General features: G+C 32.5%; 26 protein-coding genes. 4 read left to right on the top strand and 22 right to left on the bottom strand.

Translation table 11 applies throughout. From position 1 onward, the window contains the following. Positions 1-4: 4 nt before the first annotated feature. The 15 genes from ACPWTF_RS22115 to ACPWTF_RS22185 all read right to left on the bottom strand — a co-directional run bounded on the left by ACPWTF_RS22115 (position 5) and on the right by ACPWTF_RS22185 (position 12299). A complete protein-coding gene (locus tag ACPWTF_RS22115; RefSeq protein ID WP_427873130.1) occupies positions 5-457 on the bottom strand; it encodes a hypothetical protein in 453 nt (150 codons plus the stop codon). 90 nt (positions 458-547) lie between these two features. Continuing rightward, positions 548-1225, bottom strand: coding sequence for a YiiX family permuted papain-like enzyme (locus tag ACPWTF_RS22120; RefSeq protein WP_427873131.1), 678 nt, complete (start codon positions 1223-1225; stop codon positions 548-550). Positions 1226-1324: 99 nt separating this feature from the next. After that, positions 1325-2230, bottom strand: coding sequence for a hypothetical protein (locus ACPWTF_RS22125; protein ID WP_320492617.1), 906 nt, complete (start codon positions 2228-2230; stop codon positions 1325-1327). Positions 2231-2252: 22 nt separating this feature from the next. Then, the gene (kdsA, locus tag ACPWTF_RS22130) at positions 2253-3071 is read right to left on the bottom strand and encodes a 3-deoxy-8-phosphooctulonate synthase (protein WP_427873133.1); all 819 of its coding nucleotides are present in this window, start codon (positions 3069-3071) and stop codon (positions 2253-2255) included. Between the two features lie 603 nt (positions 3072-3674). Continuing rightward, positions 3675-4121: a 2-dehydro-3-deoxyphosphooctonate aldolase gene (locus ACPWTF_RS22135; protein WP_427873135.1), complete on the bottom strand. Its 447-nt coding sequence runs from the start codon at positions 4119-4121 to the stop codon at positions 3675-3677. 20 nt (positions 4122-4141) lie between these two features. Then, positions 4142-4828 carry a lysoplasmalogenase gene (locus ACPWTF_RS22140; protein ID WP_427873136.1) on the bottom strand — a complete coding sequence of 229 codons (687 nt, stop codon included), beginning with the start codon at positions 4826-4828 and terminating at the stop codon, positions 4142-4144. A gap of 8 nt (positions 4829-4836) precedes the next feature. Next, positions 4837-6108: a sterol desaturase family protein gene (locus tag ACPWTF_RS22145; protein ID WP_427873137.1), complete on the bottom strand. Its 1272-nt coding sequence runs from the start codon at positions 6106-6108 to the stop codon at positions 4837-4839. A 175-nt stretch (positions 6109-6283) separates the two neighbouring features. After that, entirely contained in the window at positions 6284-6559 is a 276-nt protein-coding gene (locus tag ACPWTF_RS22150; RefSeq protein ID WP_095927736.1) for an ATP-dependent Clp protease adaptor ClpS, read from the bottom strand. 36 nt (positions 6560-6595) lie between these two features. Further along, the gene (prmA, locus tag ACPWTF_RS22155) at positions 6596-7429 is read right to left on the bottom strand and encodes a 50S ribosomal protein L11 methyltransferase (RefSeq protein WP_427873140.1); all 834 of its coding nucleotides are present in this window, start codon (positions 7427-7429) and stop codon (positions 6596-6598) included. 171 nt (positions 7430-7600) lie between these two features. Continuing rightward, entirely contained in the window at positions 7601-8353 is a 753-nt protein-coding gene (tpiA, locus tag ACPWTF_RS22160; RefSeq protein WP_427873142.1) for a triose-phosphate isomerase, read from the bottom strand. Positions 8354-8450: 97 nt separating this feature from the next. Continuing rightward, entirely contained in the window at positions 8451-8948 is a 498-nt protein-coding gene (locus tag ACPWTF_RS22165) for a TlpA family protein disulfide reductase (RefSeq protein ID WP_320492622.1), read from the bottom strand. 326 nt (positions 8949-9274) lie between these two features. After that, positions 9275-9934, bottom strand: coding sequence for an alpha/beta hydrolase (locus ACPWTF_RS22170; RefSeq protein ID WP_427873143.1), 660 nt, complete (start codon positions 9932-9934; stop codon positions 9275-9277). 41 nt (positions 9935-9975) lie between these two features. After that, positions 9976-10341 (bottom strand): hypothetical protein, encoded by a 366-nt coding sequence (locus ACPWTF_RS22175; RefSeq protein WP_427873144.1) that lies wholly within the window; start codon positions 10339-10341, stop codon positions 9976-9978. Positions 10342-10569: 228 nt separating this feature from the next. Next, complete coding sequence (locus tag ACPWTF_RS22180) at positions 10570-11670, bottom strand: BT_3928 family protein (protein WP_427873146.1); 1101 nt, start codon at positions 11668-11670, stop codon at positions 10570-10572. Positions 11671-11756: 86 nt separating this feature from the next. Further along, the gene (locus ACPWTF_RS22185; protein WP_379800619.1) at positions 11757-12299 is read right to left on the bottom strand and encodes a DUF1599 domain-containing protein; all 543 of its coding nucleotides are present in this window, start codon (positions 12297-12299) and stop codon (positions 11757-11759) included. A gap of 226 nt (positions 12300-12525) precedes the next feature. On the opposite strand from ACPWTF_RS22185, the gene folP reads away from it, so the two are divergent. Together folP and ACPWTF_RS22195 are read left to right on the top strand one after the other, a co-directional pair. Beyond that, on the top strand, positions 12526-13350 hold the full coding sequence (folP, locus tag ACPWTF_RS22190) for a dihydropteroate synthase (protein ID WP_427875778.1): 825 nt from the start codon (positions 12526-12528) through the stop codon (positions 13348-13350). 138 nt (positions 13351-13488) lie between these two features. Next, positions 13489-14121, top strand: a complete 633-nt coding sequence (locus ACPWTF_RS22195; protein ID WP_427873148.1) for a hypothetical protein — start codon at positions 13489-13491, stop codon at positions 14119-14121. A 30-nt stretch (positions 14122-14151) separates the two neighbouring features. Here ACPWTF_RS22195 and rlmH read toward each other — a convergent pair whose 3' ends face one another. The 7 genes from rlmH to ACPWTF_RS22230 form a co-directional block, all read right to left on the bottom strand. After that, entirely contained in the window at positions 14152-14625 is a 474-nt protein-coding gene (gene rlmH, locus ACPWTF_RS22200) for a 23S rRNA (pseudouridine(1915)-N(3))-methyltransferase RlmH (protein ID WP_427873149.1), read from the bottom strand. 208 nt (positions 14626-14833) lie between these two features. Beyond that, the gene (locus tag ACPWTF_RS22205; RefSeq protein ID WP_427873150.1) at positions 14834-15136 is read right to left on the bottom strand and encodes an antibiotic biosynthesis monooxygenase family protein; all 303 of its coding nucleotides are present in this window, start codon (positions 15134-15136) and stop codon (positions 14834-14836) included. A gap of 177 nt (positions 15137-15313) precedes the next feature. Next, a complete protein-coding gene (locus ACPWTF_RS22210; protein WP_427873151.1) occupies positions 15314-16729 on the bottom strand; it encodes an adenosine deaminase in 1416 nt (471 codons plus the stop codon). Positions 16730-16987: 258 nt separating this feature from the next. Then, positions 16988-17272: a GNAT family N-acetyltransferase gene (locus tag ACPWTF_RS22215; protein WP_427873153.1), complete on the bottom strand. Its 285-nt coding sequence runs from the start codon at positions 17270-17272 to the stop codon at positions 16988-16990. A gap of 5 nt (positions 17273-17277) precedes the next feature. After that, the gene (locus ACPWTF_RS22220; RefSeq protein ID WP_095927723.1) at positions 17278-17673 is read right to left on the bottom strand and encodes an OsmC family protein; all 396 of its coding nucleotides are present in this window, start codon (positions 17671-17673) and stop codon (positions 17278-17280) included. 2 nt (positions 17674-17675) lie between these two features. Further along, positions 17676-18557 (bottom strand): pirin family protein, encoded by an 882-nt coding sequence (locus ACPWTF_RS22225; protein ID WP_427873155.1) that lies wholly within the window; start codon positions 18555-18557, stop codon positions 17676-17678. 234 nt (positions 18558-18791) lie between these two features. Then, positions 18792-19892, bottom strand: a complete 1101-nt coding sequence (locus tag ACPWTF_RS22230) for a DNA alkylation repair protein (protein ID WP_427873156.1) — start codon at positions 19890-19892, stop codon at positions 18792-18794. Positions 19893-20097: 205 nt separating this feature from the next. Between ACPWTF_RS22230 and nadC the strand changes: the two genes are divergently transcribed. Further along, entirely contained in the window at positions 20098-20955 is an 858-nt protein-coding gene (nadC, locus tag ACPWTF_RS22235) for a carboxylating nicotinate-nucleotide diphosphorylase (protein ID WP_427873157.1), read from the top strand. Between the two features lie 87 nt (positions 20956-21042). Next, complete coding sequence (locus ACPWTF_RS22240) at positions 21043-21966, top strand: YihY/virulence factor BrkB family protein (RefSeq protein WP_095927719.1); 924 nt, start codon at positions 21043-21045, stop codon at positions 21964-21966.

Here is a 21966-nt window from a genome sequence, read left to right on the forward strand (position 1 = left end):
ATTTTTAAATTTTAAAAGTTTGCTGAATAGTTTGAATTGGCAAAAAAAGCATTTTTGAAAAATCGAGGTAATGAAAGGCATTTGCCTTTTTCCCTCTTTTAAATTGCTGAATGAAATAGCTCATACGTTTCGGATAAAAAATAGTGCCAGTTAGTATGACCATAAACAAATACAAGCTTTTCTTCCCATTTCCGAGTAAATAATACTGCATTCCGATTTCTTCATAAACTGAAACTCCCGTATTGGTCAGTACATGAATGATGTCGTGATCTTCGAGTTTTTCCTGAATATCAAAATGATTTTTATAAAGAAAACTACCCAAGCTAAATCCTAGGCTTTCTTCAGGATAATCCATTAATTTAGTTTTATCAATATTCCAAGGCTGATTCTTCTTGAAATATTTTTGATACGGTTTTTTAGAACATTCATACAGTTTTTCAATCAAATAATCTCTCATAGGTTAGTTTTTGTAAAGTTCTTTGAGTTTCAAAGTAAATAGATAAATAAAAAAGCTAGTAACAATAAAGCAATCTAGCTTTTTAAAATATTAATAAGTGTCTATTACAGTTTTTAAAATAGTAGAGTCGGCAAGGTCAGAAGGAGCAACGACTTTTTCCTCTAATGGTATGTTGTTGCCATAACGTTCTTTTAGTATTTTCTGAACCCCCGGATCTTTCAAATTAAAATCTTTCAATTCTCTAAGTGGAGATAATTCGATTCCTGCAGCATTTTTATAAATTTTCCAGATCAATTCAGAGCAATATATTCTGTTATCAGTCCATTCAAAATAAGCATCATATTCTTTACCGTCAAACTGCTGGCTGTAGTCTTTCATTTTTTGTAAAACTTCGGGTTTTAAAACACTATCGTCTTTTAATCGTTTAACTACATATTTATGATCTTTTCCATGTTGGATCCAATCTTCCAACGGAGTAAGCTTTACAGGCTGAACGGCTTCAAAAACAAACCATTTTCCGTTAATATCATAAATGATTCCGCAATGAGAAAACTTCGAATTTGTAGCAATGCGAACTGCTTCACACTGTTTAGATTCTGATGTTTGAAAAATAAGATCTCCGTCTTTAAACTTGCTAACAGCTGTTTTTTCTGTTTTGGATGTTCCAGTAAACGGATTATTCGGAAAAACTTTTATAGCCACGAATAAGGCACAGCCAAAGCTTAAGAAAAAAGTAATAATCGGAAATAGATATTTTTTGTTTTTCATAAAGTAAAATTTAAAGTACTTTGAAGCACAAAGTAAATGATAAAAAAAATAGCTGCCAAATAAAATGGCAGCTATTTTCTAAATATATTTTACGAGATGTTAGAGTCTAAAAATACCTCCAACAGCAATAATTCTTTGAAAATAAGTAAAGTGCTGAGAAGCTTTATCTTCATTGCTAGTAGTTGTTCTAATGTCTTGCATATTGATATAACCACCTTTTAACTCTCCTTGAATATAGAAATGCTTGAAGAAAGTAACGTTTAAACCAGCTTTAGCAGAAACACCATAACCTGAAACGTGAAAATCATCGTGACGTTCTTTGCCTAAAAGGGTAGTATTGGTTTTAGGATATAAAACTCCAGCGCCAATACCTTCGGTTAAGTTAATCTGAACTTTATCAATATTTGGTAATCCAAACCATTTAGAAACATCATCAAATCTTGCAACTTCCGTATTAATGTAGTTTAAACCATCTGTATGTTCGTACATTAAAAAAGCTGGACCATTTACATTTATTTCACCATTGCCATAACCGCCTTCTTTCGCTCCTCCTTGGGACATATCGACAGGAGTATTGTTGTAGTTACCATTGTAAATTGACGCGGGATCATCTGCAGGTAAATTGATGTTTCCAGTAACATTTGCGATTTGATTCTGTGACATTACGTATTTCATGTGGTCAACACCAATTGTAACACTATAATGATCACTAAAAAAGTAACCCAATCTCAAATTGGTTTGAGGAATAGTCATGTTAACAGGATTGATGTAATCAACATGCCATCCTTTTGGTTTGTCATGAGCAGCCATATTCTCAACTGTAAAGTTGTAATCTTTACCTCTAAAGTTTACATCAGATTTTGAGTAGCTTTCTCTGTTACCACCCCACATAACAAAGAATTTTCCTTTATTATGGGCAGCATATTTTTGTACTGGTATTTCTTCCTGAGCAAATGTGTTTAAAGAAACACAAGTCAGTAAGAAAAATAAAATTTTTGTTTTCAAAGAACTTAAGTATTATAAAAAATTAAAATGAGTTAACCGTTTTTCTAATAGCTACTAATTTGTTCATCAAACCTTCAAAATAGTCTAAATGAAGCATATTAGCACCATCACTTTTTGCATTTGCAGGATCAAAGTGTGTTTCGATAAAAATACCGTCAACACCCACTGCGATACCCGCTTTTGCCACTGTTTCGATCATATCAGGTCTTCCGCCTGTAACCCCAGCAGTCTGATTTGGCTGTTGTAAAGAGTGTGTTACATCTAGAACTGTAGAAGCATATTGCTGCATAGTAGGAATGCCTCTAAAATCTACAATCATGTCTTGGTAGCCAAACATAGTACCACGATCTGTAACCATAACATTCTCGTTATTGCAGTCTAAAACTTTTTGAACAGCATGTTTCATGCTTTCCGGACTCATAAATTGTCCTTTTTTTAAGTTTACCACTTTTCCGGTATTGGCAGCAGCCACAACAAGATCGGTCTGGCGTACTAAAAATGCAGGAATCTGTAAAACGTCAACGTATTGAGCTGCCATGTCAGCATCTTCGTTGGTATGGATATCTGTTACAGTTGGAACATGAAAAGTTTCTGAAACTTTTCTTAAGATTTTTAAAGCTTTTTCGTCACCGATACCAGAAAAACTGTCAATTCTAGAACGGTTTGCTTTTTTAAAAGATCCTTTAAATACATAAGGAATCTGAAGATTGTCGGTAATACCAACTAATTTTTCAGCAATTCGCAACGCCATTTCTTCTCCTTCGATAGCACAAGGCCCTGCCAATAAAAAGAAATTTCCGCTGTCAGTATGCTTAATTTGTGGAATATGTTGTAAGTTCATAAAATTATTTTTTGCACTGCAAAGGTAGTTATGATTTATGAATAGCAGATGAAGATTTAAGATTATTTTAAGAACTCGAATAGCTGACTAGGAGCTGAGTAGAATTAACGAATTGCTAAAATTTCTTTAAAACGATTAAATGCTTTTTCTGAGGCAATATTAAAGCATGAAAAGAAACTAATAAATGACATTTATCATGTTCTAAAGTTTTGAAGTTTAATACTCTCTTTCATTAAGAAATATTGAGATTTATATCCTATTTCTTTTTGCTCGCCATCTCTTAATTAGAAATTGAATTACAAGAATCAATATCAGAACAAAAAGTAAAAAGAAACAAGCTACAGCCATTCCAACAAGTGGCATGCCACATCTCATAGGATTGGGATATTGTTCGTATTGTTTAGAAAAATTATAATCAGCAATATTAAAAGCTACAAAAGAAAGTACAATTTGCAGGCATAAAATTAATCCAAGAAATTTGGCTGAATTTAAATGATGCAGATCTATAGATAGAAAATGTTCCCCAGATTAACTGTGATAATACAGGTAAAATAATCAGCAATAACGGTAGTATAGTAAGCATGGTCTTGATCTGAGATTATTTTATTTCAACCTCAATCCCATCGGAACCATTAAAATTCCTTTTTCATAAATGTTCAAATACAGTTTTACAGGCTTTTTCTGCCCTTCCCATTTCAACTCATAAACATTCAAAAATCCAGCGCCCATATTGCTTCTTTTGGTTGGAAACGGGCAACAAGTTTCTAATCTAGTATACGTAATTTTTTCGCCATTTGAGCCAGCCAAAGCATTTAAGAAACGGGTTTCGTTTAAAGTCTCACTATTTGTATTTTGAAAAAATATGTTAACAGGATAATCAGGATCATAACCGTACTTTTTGTCTTTAGCAAATTGCGTTATAGCAAACGTATTGTCCTTCTTCAAAATCAAATCAGGCGCATTATCATCAACATTTTTTAAAGTCGATTTTGTGCTTACACAAGAAGAAGCAAAGATTACTAAAACAATTAAAAGTGCTATTTTTTTCATGATTGAGGTTGTTGGAAAAGTTAAACTGTTTGCTGTTCTTTTTTTGGATTTAGTTTTAAAATACCAACTACAATCAGATATTGTGCCAGAAGATAAGTTAGCATAATAAAAAAGGAGCTTTTAGGAATTGGAGCATAAAATTTATTTACAGCCAGAATACTATCAGAAATAATAAAGAAAATAGCCCCTAAAAACACGAGCTGATTTCCGGGCTTTTCCCACACTAAAAATCCGTTGAAAGCAAATAAAAGCATAATTGAAATTATCGAAGCGTAAATAGAAACAGGAATTTCAAGATCTCCTAAATGTGGCATTAATACAGAAACCATCCCGATTAAATAGACTGCGATTAATATGCTGCCAAATATAAAAATTGGTTTGTTTTGTTTTTTTCTAATTCTCTTCTGCTTATTGAAAAGAATGCAGTAGATGATATGTGCAGATAGGAAACATAAGAGTCCTAAAATAAAATATATCTCACCAAGATCTGTAAAAAGTAAGATAACATCTCCAAGCCAAGAGAGTACAAGTGCGGCTAATAAAATATTCTGCGTTGGAAAATTTCTATAAAAGTAAGCGCCAAACCCAATAATTGGTATTAGAATGGGTTTAAGAAAAAGATCAAAACGTTCGTGGCCAGTGAGCAGAATAATGAGGTAAACCACACTAAATGCAGCATAAATTTTAAAAAAAGATGAGTTTCTCATAATAGGGGTTATGAATTGGTATATTGGTTTTGGTTGGTTTTAAAGTCAAAATTAACAAAATAAAGTGTTGCTGAAAAAGATAAAATCAGGTAGGTAAAAATAATATAATTGCTAATTGGGATTGTACGATTTAGCCCAAACCAGTCTCCGTAATAGCCAATAATACCCATTACTATTGCTAATCGGATGCCTTCCCATAAAAGAGCCAATCTATTTTTATCCATTAACTCTGTGTAGCTATATATGGTTACGAAAATAAAAAAACCGTAGATAAAAATATTGGGCAGACCAATTTTGGCAATATTTTCAAATAGATAGCTTACAAATAGTAAGGTTATTAAAACTTGTAAGACCGACCAGTAAATTAATTTTTGAGAGTTTTGAGTGCCATATTTCTCAAAATTAAAAACATTTTCAATTTTGTTTACAGGATATTTTTCTTCAAAATTTTCGGGGCGCCAGCCTGTTGGTTTAAACCAAATGGTGAGTTTGTCTTTCCATTTTGGAGCGCGCCAGGCATCTTTTATAAGCAAGCTCAAATGCTGAAAATTTATTTTAATAGGATTCCAAGTATTGGCAGGTCGTGTGATTCCGAAAACCGGAGGAACTTCGTCTAATTCTTCTTGGAAAGTGCCAAAAAGTTTATCCCAAAAAATAAAAATCTGAGAGTGGTTTTTGTCTAGATATTCTGGATTAATAGCATGATGAACGCGATGATGCGAAGGAGTTACTAAAATATGCTCCAAAAAGCCCATTTTTTTGATGTGTTTGGTATGATACCAAAATTGCAAAAACAAGTGAACAGGAAGCGTTATCGCAATTACTGAAGCAGGAACACCCAGTAAAGCAGCAGGAATCAATAAAAAAGTAAAGAGATTAACCAAACTAGCAATGGGCTGACGTAATGCGCAGGCAAGATTAAATTCTTCACTGCTGTGATGAATAGCATGTTTGTTCCAAAGAAAATTAACCTGATGTGCTAGTCTATGACTCCAATATCCATAAAAATCAATCACAAAAAAGGCTATGAAATAAGACAAGACATTGACTTCTAAGTGTTGTAATGCAATTTTAGAAACCAGCCATTCATAAGAAAGAAAAGTGATACTGAGTCCTAAAACATCTTTTACAGAATTGGTTATTCCAGAACTAATGCTCGATACGCTATCTATTAGTGGCGCTGTATCGTTTTTTACATAAATGCCGTATATTTTTTCAATGATAATTAAAGTCAAAAAAATGGGCATTGCAATAATCAATATCTTTCCATATTCTTCCATAAAAAAAGCATTCTATTTCGTTCAAATATAGAATAAAATCAAATGCTTTTTAAATTATTGTTAAATTAAACGGTTTTTAATGTGATATTTTGATTTAAAATAAGACAAATAAAAAACGCATTCTATTTTATTCGAATATAGAACAAAATAGAATGCGCTTTAAATTATGGATCAATTAGACAATTTCGGCGCTAAGTCCAGCTTCCAAAAGTTGTGTGCATTGAGGTTTAAGTTTTTCAATCGGACCCGTTTTTACAGTGCATTTTCCGTTGTAATGAACAATCAAAGAGCATTGTTCAGCTTGTTCAGCCGTATGGTCGCAAACACGCATAAGAGTATCGATTACGTGATCAAAAGTGTTTACATCATCATTATAAACAATGATCTCGTTATTAAAAGCAATGGCTTCTTTTTCGCGAACTCTTTCTCTTACTTTTTCTTTAGTACTCATATCTTATAGGTTTTGTACTGAGTTGATTATCAGTATCTAATTTACGTATTTTAAAGATACCCAGTTGTTTCTTTGAAGCTTTTTAACATAAGTTAATCCCTTTTCAACGCATGAAGCGTCAATAAATGGAATGTCTTCTTCATAAAAACCGCTAAAAAGAATAATTCCTTTTGGGTTTAAAGCATCAACATAAGCCTGCATATCGTTCAACAAAATATTTCTGTTGATATTGGCAATGATTAAATCGTATTTTTTACCCGCTAATAAAGCCGCATTGCCCTCATAAACGCTGATATGTTTGCAATTATTGCGTTCGGCATTTTCGATAGAGTTTAAATAACACCAATTGTCAATATCAATTGCATCGATAGGTTCAGCGCCTTTCATTTCTGCTAAAATAGCTAAAATGGCAGTTCCACAACCCATATCAAGTGTTTTTAAGCCTTTTACATCCATTTCCAATAAATGCTGAATCATCATATGAGTAGTTTCATGATGACCAGTACCGAAACTCATTTTAGGTTCGATCAAAATATCAAACTCAGCATCGGTTTTTGGGTGAAAAGGAGCTCTTACGTGGCATTTTCCATCAACATCGATTGGTTCGAAATTTTTTTCCCATTCTTCGTTCCAGTTTACCTGATCGATTTCTTCAATGGTATATTCAATTTTAAACTCTTCAGATTGTAAAATGTAAATATCATCCAGAATATTTTCGTCCCATAAATCTTTCTTCACAAAAGCCGAAATTCCGTTTTCTGTTTCTGTAAAACTTTCAAACGCTTTTTCGCCCAATTCAGCAACTAAAATTTCTGATCCTAATTCTTTCGGCTCAATCGTAAAATGATATCCTAAATAGATGTTTGACATAAATAAAAATTTTTGCAAAGGTAATCCTTAAATTATAAATTTTCAATTTAAAAATTCCAAATTCCAAAACGAAAAAACCATTCGCACCGCGAATGGTTTTTTGTAAAATCTAAAATCTAAAATCTAAAATCTAAAATCTAAAATCTAAAATCTAAAATCTAAAATCTAAAATTAGATAGCCGTTACAATAGCTAAGAAATCGTCAGCTTTTAAAGCAGCACCTCCAATTAAACCACCATCTACGTCTGGTTTAGAGAAGATTTCTTTAGCGTTATCTGGTTTAACAGAACCACCGTATAAAATAGAAACTTCATCAGCGATTTCAGCTCCAAAAGCTTTACGGATAGTTTCTCTGATAAATTCGTGCATTTCTTGTGCTTGTTCTGGCGAAGCAGTTTCTCCAGTTCCGATAGCCCAAACTGGCTCGTAAGCTAAAACAATTTTAGACCAAGATTCTTTAGCAATATGGAAAACACCATCACGCAATTGATTTTCAACAATATTAAAGTGATTTCCAGATTGACGATCTTTTAATTCTTCTCCAAAACAGAAAATAACTGTCATGTCATGTTTTAAAGCTGTATCAACTTTGTTTGCAATTAAAGCATCTGTTTCGTGGAAAATAGCTCTACGCTCAGAGTGACCTAAGATTACGGTGTTAACGCCAATGCTTGTTAACATATCTGCAGAAATTTCTCCTGTAAAAGCACCACCTTCAGCTTGGTGAACGTTTTGAGCAGAAACACCAATAGTTGTATTTTTTAATTTTGCAGCAGCAGCTTGTAAGTTTACAAAAGTTGGAGCTACAATAACTTGTGCATTTGTTTTAGCTGGAATTTTAGCCACTAATTCGTTTAATAATTCTTCAGTTTGCTCAGCATTTTTATGCATTTTCCAGTTTCCTGCAACAATCGATTTTCTCATTTTGGTAGTTTTATATTATTTTTTTGTTTTTTTATTTTGAAAGAAGTCAAAATTTAAATTGAATTTTGACATTGATATTGTTATTGTTATTGAAAGATTATTTCAATGATTGTAAAGTAGAATTGATTTTCTCAAAATCAGTTTCAATCGCTCTGTATAAAACGATTTTTCCAGTTTTATCAACTACAATGTATCTTGGAATCCAGTCTAAGTCAATAGCTTTTCCAAAAAGCCCTTTCATACCATCATTCATCATATAATGATCGCCTTTATTTAACTCATGTTTTTCGATTCCAGCTTTCCATTTATCAGCCGTTTTATCAGCCGAAATGAATAAGTAAGACACATCAGGATTATTAGCTTGTAGCTCTTTTAATTTTGGCATTGCTTTCACACAATCACCACACCAAGAAGCCCAAACTTCTATCACTAAAGTTTTGCCTTTGTATTTTTTTAAGATGTTTTTGAAGGTAACCTGACTTCCATCAGTGGCTAGTAATTTCTCAGACAGAGCTTCTTTAGAAAAAGCTGTTTTTTGAGCTTGTGAGCAAGAAAAAGAAATAAACGCAATTACGACTAGAACTAATTGTTTCATATTTGATTAAAATTATTTTTTATTAGGGTACTGAATTCACAAAGTTAAACAAACAAATCGAATGCCGATTGCAGATTAACAAAATTTGAAGAGTCGTTTATTTTGTAACAAATCGACGTTTTTTGGTTGAAAAAAGAGTGTTGAAATCGTAATAGTTGAGGTAGGAAATGGTGTTTTTTCCTAATGGAGGTGTTTTGAAAATAAAAAAATGATAAAAATTTTATTTTTGGAAAAAGATTTTAATCAAAAAAAACGTCAGATTGCAATAAAAAAAGCCTTCAATAAAATCAAAATTATTGAAGACTTTTTTTATGTTTTTGTAATGCTTAATTTAATTCATAATTGCCATTTGCCCATTTTTTGCTTGGAGCAATCCAATTGTCTGCCGCTTTGTACAAAAAGCCATGTTTTAGACCTGTGTTAAGTTCAATTTCTTTAAAATGATCTATTTTGCATTTTGAAGTTTCTTTTCTTTTAATGGCAGAAACTCCGTAAATATCTGATTTTTCGTAAATGGTTAAAATATTGCCACAGAAATTAATATCTGGAATTTCTTGAATATCAACATCTCTAAAACAACCAATGAAAACGAAATTCACATCTGGATTGGAGAGATAAGTCGAAACATATTGGGCAATATAACCACCTTGTGAAGTTCCAATTACTGTAATATGATTTGGCGGGACGCCTTTCTTTATAAGCTTTTTGATTTGTTTTGCGATCTTCTCGGCATATTCGGCAGAATTGGTGTTTTTCTTTCTTTTTTCACTGAAAACGATGAAATTATCTTTTCTGAATGATTCTAAAATTTCGTTGTATTCTGCTCTGCCATATTCTGGATGAACTGCATTTAAATCATTTTCTTCAACAAATTTGTTGTGAAAAAAGAAAATGTAACGTTGATCTTCATTTTTTGTTTGGCTGAAACCTGAAATGCTAAATAAAATGGAGAACGCGAAAATAAGTGATTGAAAGATTCTTTTCATTGATTGGATTAAAGGATTGTAAAGCTGAATTAAAATTGATTTTAGTTTTTTGTATTTATTAGAATTTTATAAATCCCAGTTGTTTTTTCTTCTTCATATTCAGCATTTTTAATTTCAATTGATTTTTTCACGATACCATTACATTGGCTTCCTTTCATTCTCTCCGTAACAACAGATAATTCAAAGGCAGGTTTGTCTCCAATATTTACAGCATATTTAAATGTTCCTGTTTCAAATGCTAATACTAACAGAGCACGATCTGAATTGTTGCTTTTCATATAAGTAGTTTGAATTATCTTATTTTGATTCAAATCTGTTACTGTCACGGGTGTTTGTGGGGTAAAAGTGCCATTGTCAAACAAGTTTGTTCCCGAATCTTTATCAACAAATTCAAAAGTATAAATCAAAAGGTCCCGTTTCGCAAATTATTTGAGGCGAGTCACATCCTGCAGCAAAAAATAAAACTAGAATAGCGGAAATCTGTAGCAGTTTTTTCATGGTTAAAATAGTTTTTGGTTTGCTCAAATGTAGGATTATTATTCGTAATCTAAAAGTTAACTTTTGACGGAATGCTAAAAATCAAAAACGCCAGCAAACAATACGTTTGCTGGCGTTTTTAATTTTTTTTTGAAGTATTACAATTTCAAATCATCAACATCATTGTAATGCACTTTTTGAGCGATAGTTCCGTCATGTACCACAACAATACTTGGATTTGCTCTTTCAACAGTTTTTAAAGCTGTTCCATCGCAGAAATAGAAATCAATATCTAAAGCGTAATCTTTTTTAGCTTTAGCAATTTCGTCAGCTCCAGAAGCGGTCATCCCAATTACTTTGTAGCCTTTTGCTTTTGCATCTGCAGTAACTTTAGATAATTTTTTCATTCCTTCAGAATTCGATAAATTCAAATCGTAAGTTACATAAATCAATAATTTTGGCTCTTTTAATAATTCTTCTTTGTAGTCAGAATCATCTTTAGTCATGGTAAAATCATGAATAGGAGGAACGTATCCTTCAGAGATTACTTTGTCTTTACGATCAACAAATACAGCACCTTCAGGAATATTCATTAAATCCTTTTCTGTAAATTCTTTGTCAACGCCATTTACTTTATAAATGAAAATCATTTCTACAACCGATTTTGGAGCACCTTCTGGAATTTCCATTCCTTTCTCGATGTTTGTTCCTACTTTATATGGGCGGAAATCTTTGATAGGATTGTGATTGATAACCCAAACAGCCATAAAAACACACAAAACAATGCTGATTAAAGTGATAATATTGGTTGCCAATTTAGAGAATAAAGGTTTTACTAATTTTTTATTGATAAATAAAATCAATATAAAGAATAGTAAAACAATATCTTTTGTGAATGATTGCCAAGGCGTTAAATGTAAAGCATCTCCAAAACATCCGCAATCTTTTACTACGTCAAAATAAGCTGAATAGAAAGTAAGGAATGTAAAGAAAACAATTAGTAAAAGTAAAGCCCAAATCGTTAGTTTTGATTTATAGCCAACCAACAGCATTACACCTAAAACTACTTCTAAAATCACTAAAAAGATCGCCAACCCTAAAGCTAATGGCTCTAAAAACGGCATATTGAAAACAGGTTCACTGAAATATTCAGCCAGTTTATAAGAGAATCCAACTGGATCGTTTAGTTTGATTAGTCCGGAAATGATAAATAATACGCCGACAAATAATCGGGAAAATTGAGTAATGATGTTTTTCATGGCAAATATTTAGGGTTTAAATTCCAAATTTTTAAATCCCAAACTCCAATTTTAAGGTTGGAATTTGGAATTTAAAATTTAGAATTTTACTTAGTAATTGGGTTTAGGATTAAAGCAAAAACAGAATAATTAATCATATCCTGATAATTAGCATCGATTCCTTCAGATACGATTGTTTTTCCTTTATTATCTTCAATTTGCTTTACGCGAAGGAGTTTCTGCAAAATCAAATCAGTTAAAGAACTTACACGCATATCACGCCAAGCCTCTCCATAATCATGATTTTTGGCCTCCATTAATTCTTTGGTCAATTTTACTTTAGCATCATATAATTCAGTTGCTTTTTCAACATCAAGATCGGGCTGATCAACAACGCCTAATTCCAATTGAATTAAAGCCATAATAGAATAATTGATGATTCCGATAAATTCTCCTTTTTCATCTTCATCCACTTTACGAACATCATTTTCCTGTAAACTTCTGATTCGTTGCGCTTTTATAAAAATTTGATCTGTTAGCGATGGCAATCTTAAAATTCTCCACGCACTACCATAATCTTTCATTTTATTGATGAATAAGGTTCTGCAAACCTCGATAACATTATCAAATTCTTGGGAAGTATTCTTCATTTATATGCTGTATATTTGCTAAAATTTCTTCAAAAATAAGGATTAAATTAAAGAGTTTCAAGTTTCAGGTTTTCTTTGTTTCAAGTTTTTTCTAAACAAAGTGTTAATAGCAGTAACTTGAAACTAAAAAATGTTTCAAGTTTTAGGTTTCAAGTTTTAACTTTTCGAACTTACGCAATCTGCATCAACTTGAAACATGAAACATGAAACAAAAATAACAAAACGCATGACGATTAACTGCAAAGGTGAACTTATAGATTTATCGATTCCTAAAGTAATGGGAATCTTGAATGTTACGCCAAATTCTTTCTTTGACGGAGGCAAATATAAAAAAGAAGACGAAATTATTTCGCAGGTAGATAAAATGCTTTCTGAAGGCGCAACATTTATCGATATTGGAGCGTATTCCAGCAAACCAAGTGCTGAGTTTGTAACCGAACAAGAAGAAATTGACCGAATTGTTCCAGCAATAGAATTGATTTTAAAACACTTTCCAAAGACTTTATTATCTATTGACACTTTTAGGGCTGAGGTTGCAAAAGCAAGTATAGAAAGCGGCGCAGCAATTATAAACGATATTGCTGCAGGCGAATTGGATGAAAAAATGTTTGATGTAATTGCGCATTATAACGTTCCATATATCATGATGCATATGCGTGGAAACCCGCAGACGATGCAGAGTTTGACCCAATATGACGATATCATTAAAGAAATGCTTTTTTATTTTTCTGAAAAAGTTAAAAAAGCGAGAGCTTTAGGAATCAACGATTTGATTTTAGACCCTGGTTTCGGTTTTGCCAAAACAACAGATCAGAATTATGAAGTCATGCAAAAAATGGAACTTTTTAATCTTTTAGAATTGCCCGTTTTAGCTGGAATTTCAAGAAAATCAATGATTTATAAAACGCTGGATATTACGCCTCAAGAAGCCTTAAACGGAACAACTTTTCTGAATACAATTGCTTTGACAAGAGGCGCAAAAATTCTGCGTGTGCATGATGTGAAAGAAGCGGTGGAATGTGTTACTTTGTTTAATAAAATGAGTTTATAAATCGCCAGTTTTGTCATTTCGACGAAGGAGAAATCTTCGTTGCTAGATCGACAAAGAATGGATTCTCGTTGCGGAGTTACTTGCGAAGATTTCTCCTTCGTCGAAATGACAAACTTGTGTAAAATGAATTGTAAAAATATGAAATACTTTACTCTAATTATAGCTTTCCTACTTTTCTCCTGTGGAAAAAAAGAAGACGTTTTACTTCCAAAATCAAATATTTCAATTGTAAAAGACGTACAAGATCATTCGCCGATTTATATTTTCTTTAAAAAAGAAGGAAAAGATACCATTGCAGATTTGAATAGAAAGAGTGCGATTATTTCAACCAATTGGATATTCAATATTGACAAGCGTTTGCCATTAAAAGTTGTAATTCCGCAGGTAATCAAAATGCAGGAAAAAAAGCGAGCTGACAGCGCCCACAAAAACGAAAATGCCGAAAATTATTATTCTTACGCAGATTCTATAGGGAAAAATCTAGCCTTTTTGCCTTTCACAAAAGTGTTTTATAAAATGGAGAAACCTACAGCAGGAAGTTTTGTGGTTTACTTTAGTAAAGGGAAAAAACGAGTTTTTATGGGAAATCAGGAAATAAAAATATCAGAAATATTAAAGCATTTTTACAGTATAAAGTTTGAGAAAGTGCCAGATCTAGTATTTTTATTTGATAAGAACATGAGTTATGAAGAATATATTCAATATAAAATTCTACTTCAAAAAGACGTTACTTACAATCTTGATACACTTCCAGTAGAATTTATTTTCTAACTTAAAACTTTAAACCTGAAACAAAAAAAACTATTGATGATGATAAGGTTCGTTGCGTAAAATGGTAAATCCGCGGTACAATTGCTCTATAAAAAACAAACGTACCATTTGATGCGAAAATGTCATTAGCGAAAGCGAGACTTTTCCCTGTGCTTTTTTGTAAACGGTTTCAGAAAATCCGTAATGACCGCCAATTACGAAAACTAAAGTTTTAACACCAGAATTCATTTTCTTTTGTAATTCTTCTGAGAAACCAACGCTTGAGAATGTTTTTCCGTTTTCATCCAACAAAATCAATTGATCGGTTGCTGAAAGTTTAGACAGAATTAATTCGCCTTCTTTTTCCTTTTGCTGACTTTCAGATAAGTTTTTTACGTTTTTGATATCGGGAATAATTTCCAGATCAAATTTGATATAAAAGGACAAACGTTTGGTATAATCGTCAATCAAAGTTTGAAGCGATTTATTATCTGTTTTGCCTATGGCTATAAGTTTGATGTTCATTGGTTAAGTTTTTTGCCACGAATTGCACGAATTCACACGAATTTATTTTTGCCACAGATTAAAAGGATTAGAATGATTTCTTTAGATTGTCACCCTGAGCGAAGTCGAAGGGCGTTCCAATTGGACGTAGGCTTCGACTTCGCTCAGCCTGACAAAAACAGCAAATAGAAAATCCTTTTTAATACTTTTAATCTGTGGCAAATAAAATCTATTTTTTATTTTCAAAAACCGTTTCGAAATGCTCTACAATTGGAAACGGTTCGTAATAATGATGTAAAATCTTTTTCCATTCGAGATACGCTTCAGAAGTTCTAAAACCTACTGTATGATCTTCTAATGTATTCCAATCGACCAATAAAAGATATTTGTTTTCGACTTCCAGACATTTCTCTAATCGATGCCCTAAATAACCATCAATTGAAGAAATGTATTGACTTGCTTTTGTAAAATCGACTTCAAATTGAGAAGTTAATTCTGGTTTAACGAAAAGAAATGCGGCTTCAAGTATCATATTTAAAGGAATTTTATCTGCTTAATTTGCCAAATCTGCGGGAAAAAATTATACTCTCGCAGATTTTGCAGATTAAGCTGATTTTATTCTTAGTATTTTGGTAAAAAAAAATCTGCATTAAATCAGCCTAAATCCGTTTAAAATCTGCGTGAAATTTTTATACAGATTTTTTTTAGATTAGTTTTTAGAAAACTTTGCTTCAAAAGTTTTAAAACGATTATCTAAATCTTTAATTAATTGTTTTTTAACCGAAGCGTCTTGAATAAAACTGTAATTAATGCTGTTATAAACGTATTTTTTAATTGTTTCGTAATTTACATCAGGATATCTTTTTGCCAGTAAAACATATTGTTCTGTCATATTGCTTCTTAAAATTCCTGCATCATCTGTGCTGATTACAATTGGCACATTAAATTCTTTGTAAAGTGTAAATGGATGTCTGTTTTCTTTTACTTTCAAAATGAATTCATTACTTACTAAATTAATCTCAATTGGAATATTTTTTTGAGACATGTACTTCAATAAATCATACGAATTAGCTTCGTAAGCAATATCAACTCCGTGACCAATTCTGTTTGCACCTGCAACATAAATAGCATCGTTGATGTGCCATGTTAATTCTTCTGGCTGAACTAAACCTAAAGTCAATTCACCTGCATGAAGCGTATATTTTACATCAGGAAATTTGGAATGACAGTATTTAAACATCACCATGTGCAACCAGTAATCTTTCATAGAAGTCTGTCCGTGTTCTGGAGAAACGATATTTACACCCGCAGTTAATTTACTTTCGCTTGACGAAATAAAAGCAATAACCAGATTTTTAAACAAATCTACCGGTTCCATAAAACGAAGCACAAAGTTTTGATAACGCATCGTGAATTTATCGTCATCCATTTTTAATTCCTTGTGCAGCTTGGCAATGAAATTAGTGTTGAAATCTTCAGCATATCTTTTAGCCTCTTTTTTCTGAAGCGATTTATACAATTCATCCAAAAGTTTCAGAACTGTTTTTTCATCTTTCTGTTCTGAAGCTTGACGAAGTTTGGTATTGAAATCAGCTAAGTCAGAAACATTCATATCACAAGGAATTGTAGATAATTGTGTTTCTATATAAGTAACGTTTTCTGCAATGGCGCGCTTTTTTAGTTCAAGCATTCCTTCTGCAAAATGCCCCGCGATAGTAGGTTCAAATTTCATGAAAGAATCAAAAAACTGATCATCCGAAGGCACAGAACCATTATAATCTTTTACCGACCAAGTTTGCATGATCTGCTGTTCGTAATACTCTAATTTTCCTTTGTTATTAAGAGAGGAGAAGTTTTCCCAGTTTCCGTTTGCAGGTTTGGTTTTAGAAACTGCCATAGTTTCCAAATTTAAATAAAAGTCTTCTGCAATAGCTCTTTCTAAAAGAGGTTCTGCATAAACTGATCCTGAAAAATGGTGGTGTAAATCGCCTCCTTTAGGCATTTGTTGAAAGAAAGCCGTTAAGAGAGCTTCATTATTTCTGATTTTTTCTAAATAACTCTCAGCCGATTGAGAAAAGCCAATTTGTGCTATAAAAAAACAGAAAAGCGTAATTATTCTTGTCATACTCTAAGATTAAATTACGCGCAAATATACGAGTTTTCGGAGAATTTCGAAAATTTGTTTTTTGTTGTGGTGAGTTTTACCGCAAAGAGCGCAAAGATTTATCGCAAAGTTCGCAAGGTTTTATTACAAGCTTAACTTGATATAAACGAAAAAGTTCGCAAAGCTTTACGAAAAAAACTTTGCGAACTTTGCGTAATCCTTCGCGAACTTTGCGGTTAAAAAAAACTTAGAACCTTAGCATCTCAGAAACTTAGAAACTCAAGAAAAAAGTACATCACGAATTTCTTCAACTTTATCGAAAACGCTTTTGGCAAACGGACAAAGCGGAATAATTTTTAAGTTGTTTGCTCTTGCATATTCTACGGCCGCCATAACCAGTTTCTTACCAACGCCTTTTCCGTTAAAATCTGGGCTTACTTCGGTATGGTCAATTATGAATTTTGAATCTCCCGCCCAAGTGTAAGTCATTTTTCCGGCTTCCTTTCCGTCTTCTATGGCTTCAAAATAGCCTTTTCTTGTGTCGTTTATTTGTTGAATTTCCATATTATTTATACTAAAGAAGTTTCTATTTTAATTGTATTTATAAGTGTTTTATGAACAGGACAGCTGTTAGCAATTTTCAAAATACGCTGTTTTTGAGCATCGTCTACATTTCCTGTAATTAAGATTTTGGTTGAAAATAAAGAAACGGTATGTTCTTCATTCTTTTCAAAATCTACCCAGATTGTAAGTTCTGAAACATCCCAAGCTTTGCGGTCAATGTACATTCGCAATGTAATTAAAGTACAGGAAGCGAGCGAAGAAGCTAGGAGTTCAAACGGACTAAAGCCTAAATTTTTTCCGCCCATTTCTTGCGGTTCGTCAGCAATTAGAATATTTCCTGTTTTAGAAGTTATTTCTGTGCGATATTTTCGGGTGTCTATTGTTGCTTTTACTGTATCCATATTTATTTGATTCTTGGTTCTGGTAATGGCACAAATTCAGTTTCTCCTGGAACTTTCGGGAAAGTTTGGTTTGTCCAATCTGTTTTTGCTTTTTCGATGAGGTTTTTGTCAGATGAAACGAAGTTCCAAAAGATAAAATGCTCTTCAGGAAAAGGCTGTCCGCCAAAGATATAAACAGTCGAATTCGCGGCAATTTCGAATTCGCAAAGAGAAGCTTCAGTTGTAATCAGAATTTGTCTTGGATCGTAAGTATGTTCGCCATTTTTAATGCTTCCATCTAAAATATATAAACCGCTTTCGCCAAATAAATGATGTCCAATATTGATTTTCTTTGCTTCTTTGCTTTTAATTTCAATAAAGTAAAGCGGACTATAAACAGGAACTGGAGATTTTTTGCCAAAAGCTTCACCAGCAATTAATTTATATGAAACGCCATCTTCTTCCCAAGCCGGAATATCATCTGCTTCAACGTGCGTAAAATTAGGTTCCATTTGCTCCAATTCTTTTGGAAGCGCGACCCAAATCTGCAATCCGTGAAGCATTTTGTCTGAATGTCTTAAATATTCAGGAGTTCTTTCAGAATGAACTATTCCTTTTCCAGCTGTCATCCAGTTTACAGCGCCTGGTTTTATTTCCAATTCTGTTCCTAAACTATCGCGGTGCATAATACTTCCTTCAAACAAAAATGTAAGAGTAGAAAGTCCGATATGCGGATGTGGAGGAACATCCATATTTTCATGATCACTTAAATGTGCAGGTCCCATATGATCGATAAATACAAATGATCCGACAGCTCTTTTTTCACGGAAAGGCAATAATCGTCCTACCATAAAATTGCCAATATTGGCAGCACGTTCTTCGATAATTAAACTGATATTTGACATGGTATTTTTATTTGATTTGAAAACAAAATTACAGTTGTGATGCGTCTCTGTAACTTAATTTAGATTAAGAAAAGTTGTTTTTGATTTTTTTTGAATTATAAAAGTAAGGAAAATGCTGGATAAGTGAAGCATTTTTTGTCAGACTGAGCGAAGTCGAAGTCACACATGCTGAATCACTTTGCGGGACTTCGACTTCGCTCAGTCTGACAAAACTGATCACAATACTTTTTTTGTTTAATCAATCAACTCAAACTCCAAAACCTCACTCTCAGTTCCATTAATAATAATCGACAACTGATGCGCTCCAGTATGAAAAACTCGCGTCGTAATTAATTTAAAAGATTGATTTCTTTCGATTTTGGTTAATTGATTCGGCTGGTAAATTTTCTCACTGATTTTGAAGACTTTTTTCGCCAAATGCCCTTTTGCTTTTTTATAATGAACCGCATATTCTAAACGGATTGTTTTTGGTTCTTCGTTTTTATTATTTAAGTGAAATTGAAACTGCAAATAATCACCAATTTTTACAATTGGCGTTTTAATTTCAAATGAAGAAAGCTCAATATTGGTACTTTCTAGGCCATAATGACTTAAAATTTCAGGATGTCCTTGTTTCAATAAAGTTCGGCAGCCGTGTTTAATGATTCCGTCGGTTTCTTTGCTGTGTCCTTTCCATTTATTGGCGATTTCTAATACAATCTGCGGATTATCTTTTGCAATATCATTTAAATTATTAGCAACACTTCTGCGGACATATTCTGAGGGATCATTCTTTAAATTCTCCAAAATTGGAAGAATAGACGAGGGGTCTTTTTTAAGAAACGGAATTGCCATTGCCCAAGGTAATCTGGGGCGGGAACCTTCACTAGCTAATCTGCGAACATGATGATTTTCATGCAGAGACCATTTTGTCATTTCTCCGATCATTTGTTCTTTATATTTTAAAATAAAAGGACGAACGGCAAATTCGCAGCTTATAAATTGTGTTATGGAAACAAAGGCTTTCGCTGAAGTTTCAAAATCATCTAAACCATACATTTCAATATAATCGGCAAAGAAAATGAAAGCCAAATTGCTGTCTGCAAAATTATTTCTCTTTAAATTTTCGATGATTTTATCAATTAAAGAAGTGGCTTCTACGAAATTTTGAGGCATGAATTGATGAAGTACAACTGTTGTATGTTTCATTCGTTCTTTCCATTCTTTTTGAACAAAATCACCTTCGTAAATGGTATCGATGAATTTCTTTTTGTTGAATGAAGGATGCACTTCGGCGACAGCCTCACCAAATTTTTCGTAAAAAGAAACCGAGTAAATATCTTTAATTAATCCCATAAATTTTGTTTGATTGAACTTCAAAGATATTTAATTGAACGCTTATTAGTAGATTAAGTTTTGTTAAGAATTGTAACTTTATTTTTCGGAATATCTTAATGGTTAAAAAAGAGATATTTAATGTTTTATGTGATTTTTCATGTTGTCAGAACTTTCAAATCCATAAAATATATCCTAATTTAGCATTATTATTAAAAACAGAAAAATGATAAGCAAAGCTCAATTTCAAGCAGAATTAAAACTTTTAATCAGTAATGCCATTAGAGAAGATGTTGGTTCAGGCGATTACAGTTCACTGGCTTGTATTCCTGATACAGCACACGGTCAGGCTAAATTATTGGTGAAAGATCAAGGGATAATTGCAGGTGTTGAATTGGCTAAAATGATATTTGAGCATGTAAATCCAAAATTGAAAGTAAAAACTTTTATTGAAGATGGAACGCATGTAGAGTATGGTGAAATTGTTTTTGAAGTTTCTGGGAGCTCGCAATCTATATTAAAAGCAGAAAGAGTTGTTTTAAATACGATGCAGAGAATGTCTGCAATTGCTACAAAAACAAACCATTTAATGCAACTTTTGGAAGGGACAAATGCAAAAATATTAGATACACGTAAAACAACTCCAAATTTTAGAGTTGCAGAAAAATGGGCTGTAAAAATTGGCGGAGGAGAAAATCATCGTTATGCTTTGTATGATATGATCATGTTGAAAGACAATCATATCGATTTTGCTGGCGGAATTACTCGCGCTATTTCTAAAACTAAAGAATATTTAAAGGAAAATAATCTGGATTTAAAGATTATTGTTGAAGCCCGCAATCTAGATGAAATTAGAGAAATTTTATTGAGTGATGGTGTTCATAGAATTTTAATTGATAACTTTAATTATGAAGATACCAAAACGGCTGTCGCTTTAATTGGTACAAAATGTCAGACAGAATCTTCAGGAAATATTAGCGAAAAAACAGTTCGCGAATATGCTTTATGCGGTGTAAATTATATTTCGTCTGGAGCTTTAACACATTCTGTTTATAATATGGATTTGAGTTTGAAAGCGTTTTAAGGAAGTTATAAGTTTTGAGTTATAAGTTATGAGTTTTGTAAATCTAAAATCTAAAATCAGAACTCTGAAATCTAAAATCAAAAAAATATGTCGCAAGAGATAGAAGATCGGATTGAGAAACTGCCTGTGGTGCGGACTTTAGCCCGACTTTTGAAGAAGATAAAACTGCCTTGGCTGGAAGGATTTTCATTGTACGATTTATTAGAAATGTATACCATCGGGATTATTGATGGAGCTTTTTCGTATCATGCAAGTGCGGTTTCTTTTAGCTTTTTTATGGCTTTATTTCCTTTTGCGCTGTTTATCTTAAACTTAATTCCGTTTATTCCGATAGACAATTTCCAGGAAGATTTTTTGCAGTTTGTGCAACAGAGTGTTCCTCCTAATACGTTCGATGCTATTAGTAAAATCATCAGCGATATCTTAAATAATAGTCACTCAGGATTATTATCATCAGGTTTTTTGCTTTCGATATTCTTAATGGCAAATGGTATTAATGGAATTCTAAGCGGTTTTGAATCTTCCAAACACGTTTTTGATAAGCGTGGTTTTTTTAGACAATATTTAGTTGCGCTAGCGATCTCTATTGTTATGACTGTTATTCTGTTTGTAACAGTGGCAACAATTGTGGTTTTTGAGGTATTTATTCAAAAAACAATAATTCAGGATGTACTGAGTGATCGAATTCCGTTGATTATTTTAGGAAGATATCTGTTTGTTGTTTTAATGATCTTGATAACATCTTCAATATTATTGCGTTATGGTACAAAACAGTACAATAAAGTGCCTTTTATAAGCATTGGTTCTGTTTTTACAACGGTCTTAATTGTTATATCTTCATTCTTTTTTGGGATTTGGGTTATAAAATTTTCAAAATACAATGAACTTTATGGTTCAATTGGGACATTATTAATTCTAATGTTTTATATTTGGATAAACTGTATGATTCTGCTTTTAGGGTTCGAATTGAATGCTTCTATCAGAAAATTAAAACAAAAAAAAGAGAAATAA

Source organism: Flavobacterium sp. MMS24-S5 (genome assembly GCF_050320125.1).
GTDB lineage: Bacteria > Bacteroidota > Bacteroidia > Flavobacteriales > Flavobacteriaceae > Flavobacterium > Flavobacterium tyrosinilyticum.

Coding starts and splice junctions, on each gene's coding strand:
- kdsA (WP_427873133.1), bottom strand. CDS start 3,071: ATGAACTTACAACATATTCCACAAATTAAGCATACTGACAGCGGAAAT.
- ACPWTF_RS22240 (WP_095927719.1), top strand. CDS start 21,043: ATGTCGCAAGAGATAGAAGATCGGATTGAGAAACTGCCTGTGGTGCGG.
- ACPWTF_RS22120 (WP_427873131.1), bottom strand. CDS start 1,225: ATGAAAAACAAAAAATATCTATTTCCGATTATTACTTTTTTCTTAAGC.
- ACPWTF_RS22135 (WP_427873135.1), bottom strand. CDS start 4,121: ATGAAAAAAATAGCACTTTTAATTGTTTTAGTAATCTTTGCTTCTTCT.
- tpiA (WP_427873142.1), bottom strand. CDS start 8,353: ATGAGAAAATCGATTGTTGCAGGAAACTGGAAAATGCATAAAAATGCT.
- ACPWTF_RS22215 (WP_427873153.1), bottom strand. CDS start 17,272: ATGGAAATTCAACAAATAAACGACACAAGAAAAGGCTATTTTGAAGCC.
- ACPWTF_RS22170 (WP_427873143.1), bottom strand. CDS start 9,934: ATGAAAAGAATCTTTCAATCACTTATTTTCGCGTTCTCCATTTTATTT.
- ACPWTF_RS22205 (WP_427873150.1), bottom strand. CDS start 15,136: ATGATACTTGAAGCCGCATTTCTTTTCGTTAAACCAGAATTAACTTCT.
- ACPWTF_RS22230 (WP_427873156.1), bottom strand. CDS start 19,892: ATGGGATTAATTAAAGATATTTACTCGGTTTCTTTTTACGAAAAATTT.
- nadC (WP_427873157.1), top strand. CDS start 20,098: ATGATAAGCAAAGCTCAATTTCAAGCAGAATTAAAACTTTTAATCAGT.
- ACPWTF_RS22220 (WP_095927723.1), bottom strand. CDS start 17,673: ATGGATACAGTAAAAGCAACAATAGACACCCGAAAATATCGCACAGAA.
- ACPWTF_RS22225 (WP_427873155.1), bottom strand. CDS start 18,557: ATGTCAAATATCAGTTTAATTATCGAAGAACGTGCTGCCAATATTGGC.
- folP (WP_427875778.1), top strand. CDS start 12,526: ATGACGATTAACTGCAAAGGTGAACTTATAGATTTATCGATTCCTAAA.
- ACPWTF_RS22210 (WP_427873151.1), bottom strand. CDS start 16,729: ATGACAAGAATAATTACGCTTTTCTGTTTTTTTATAGCACAAATTGGC.
- ACPWTF_RS22145 (WP_427873137.1), bottom strand. CDS start 6,108: ATGGAAGAATATGGAAAGATATTGATTATTGCAATGCCCATTTTTTTG.
- ACPWTF_RS22185 (WP_379800619.1), bottom strand. CDS start 12,299: ATGAAGAATACTTCCCAAGAATTTGATAATGTTATCGAGGTTTGCAGA.
- ACPWTF_RS22115 (WP_427873130.1), bottom strand. CDS start 457: ATGAGAGATTATTTGATTGAAAAACTGTATGAATGTTCTAAAAAACCG.
- ACPWTF_RS22180 (WP_427873146.1), bottom strand. CDS start 11,670: ATGAAAAACATCATTACTCAATTTTCCCGATTATTTGTCGGCGTATTA.
- prmA (WP_427873140.1), bottom strand. CDS start 7,429: ATGTCAAACATCTATTTAGGATATCATTTTACGATTGAGCCGAAAGAA.
- ACPWTF_RS22195 (WP_427873148.1), top strand. CDS start 13,489: ATGAAATACTTTACTCTAATTATAGCTTTCCTACTTTTCTCCTGTGGA.
- ACPWTF_RS22150 (WP_095927736.1), bottom strand. CDS start 6,559: ATGAGTACTAAAGAAAAAGTAAGAGAAAGAGTTCGCGAAAAAGAAGCC.
- rlmH (WP_427873149.1), bottom strand. CDS start 14,625: ATGAACATCAAACTTATAGCCATAGGCAAAACAGATAATAAATCGCTT.
- ACPWTF_RS22165 (WP_320492622.1), bottom strand. CDS start 8,948: ATGAAACAATTAGTTCTAGTCGTAATTGCGTTTATTTCTTTTTCTTGC.
- ACPWTF_RS22140 (WP_427873136.1), bottom strand. CDS start 4,828: ATGAGAAACTCATCTTTTTTTAAAATTTATGCTGCATTTAGTGTGGTT.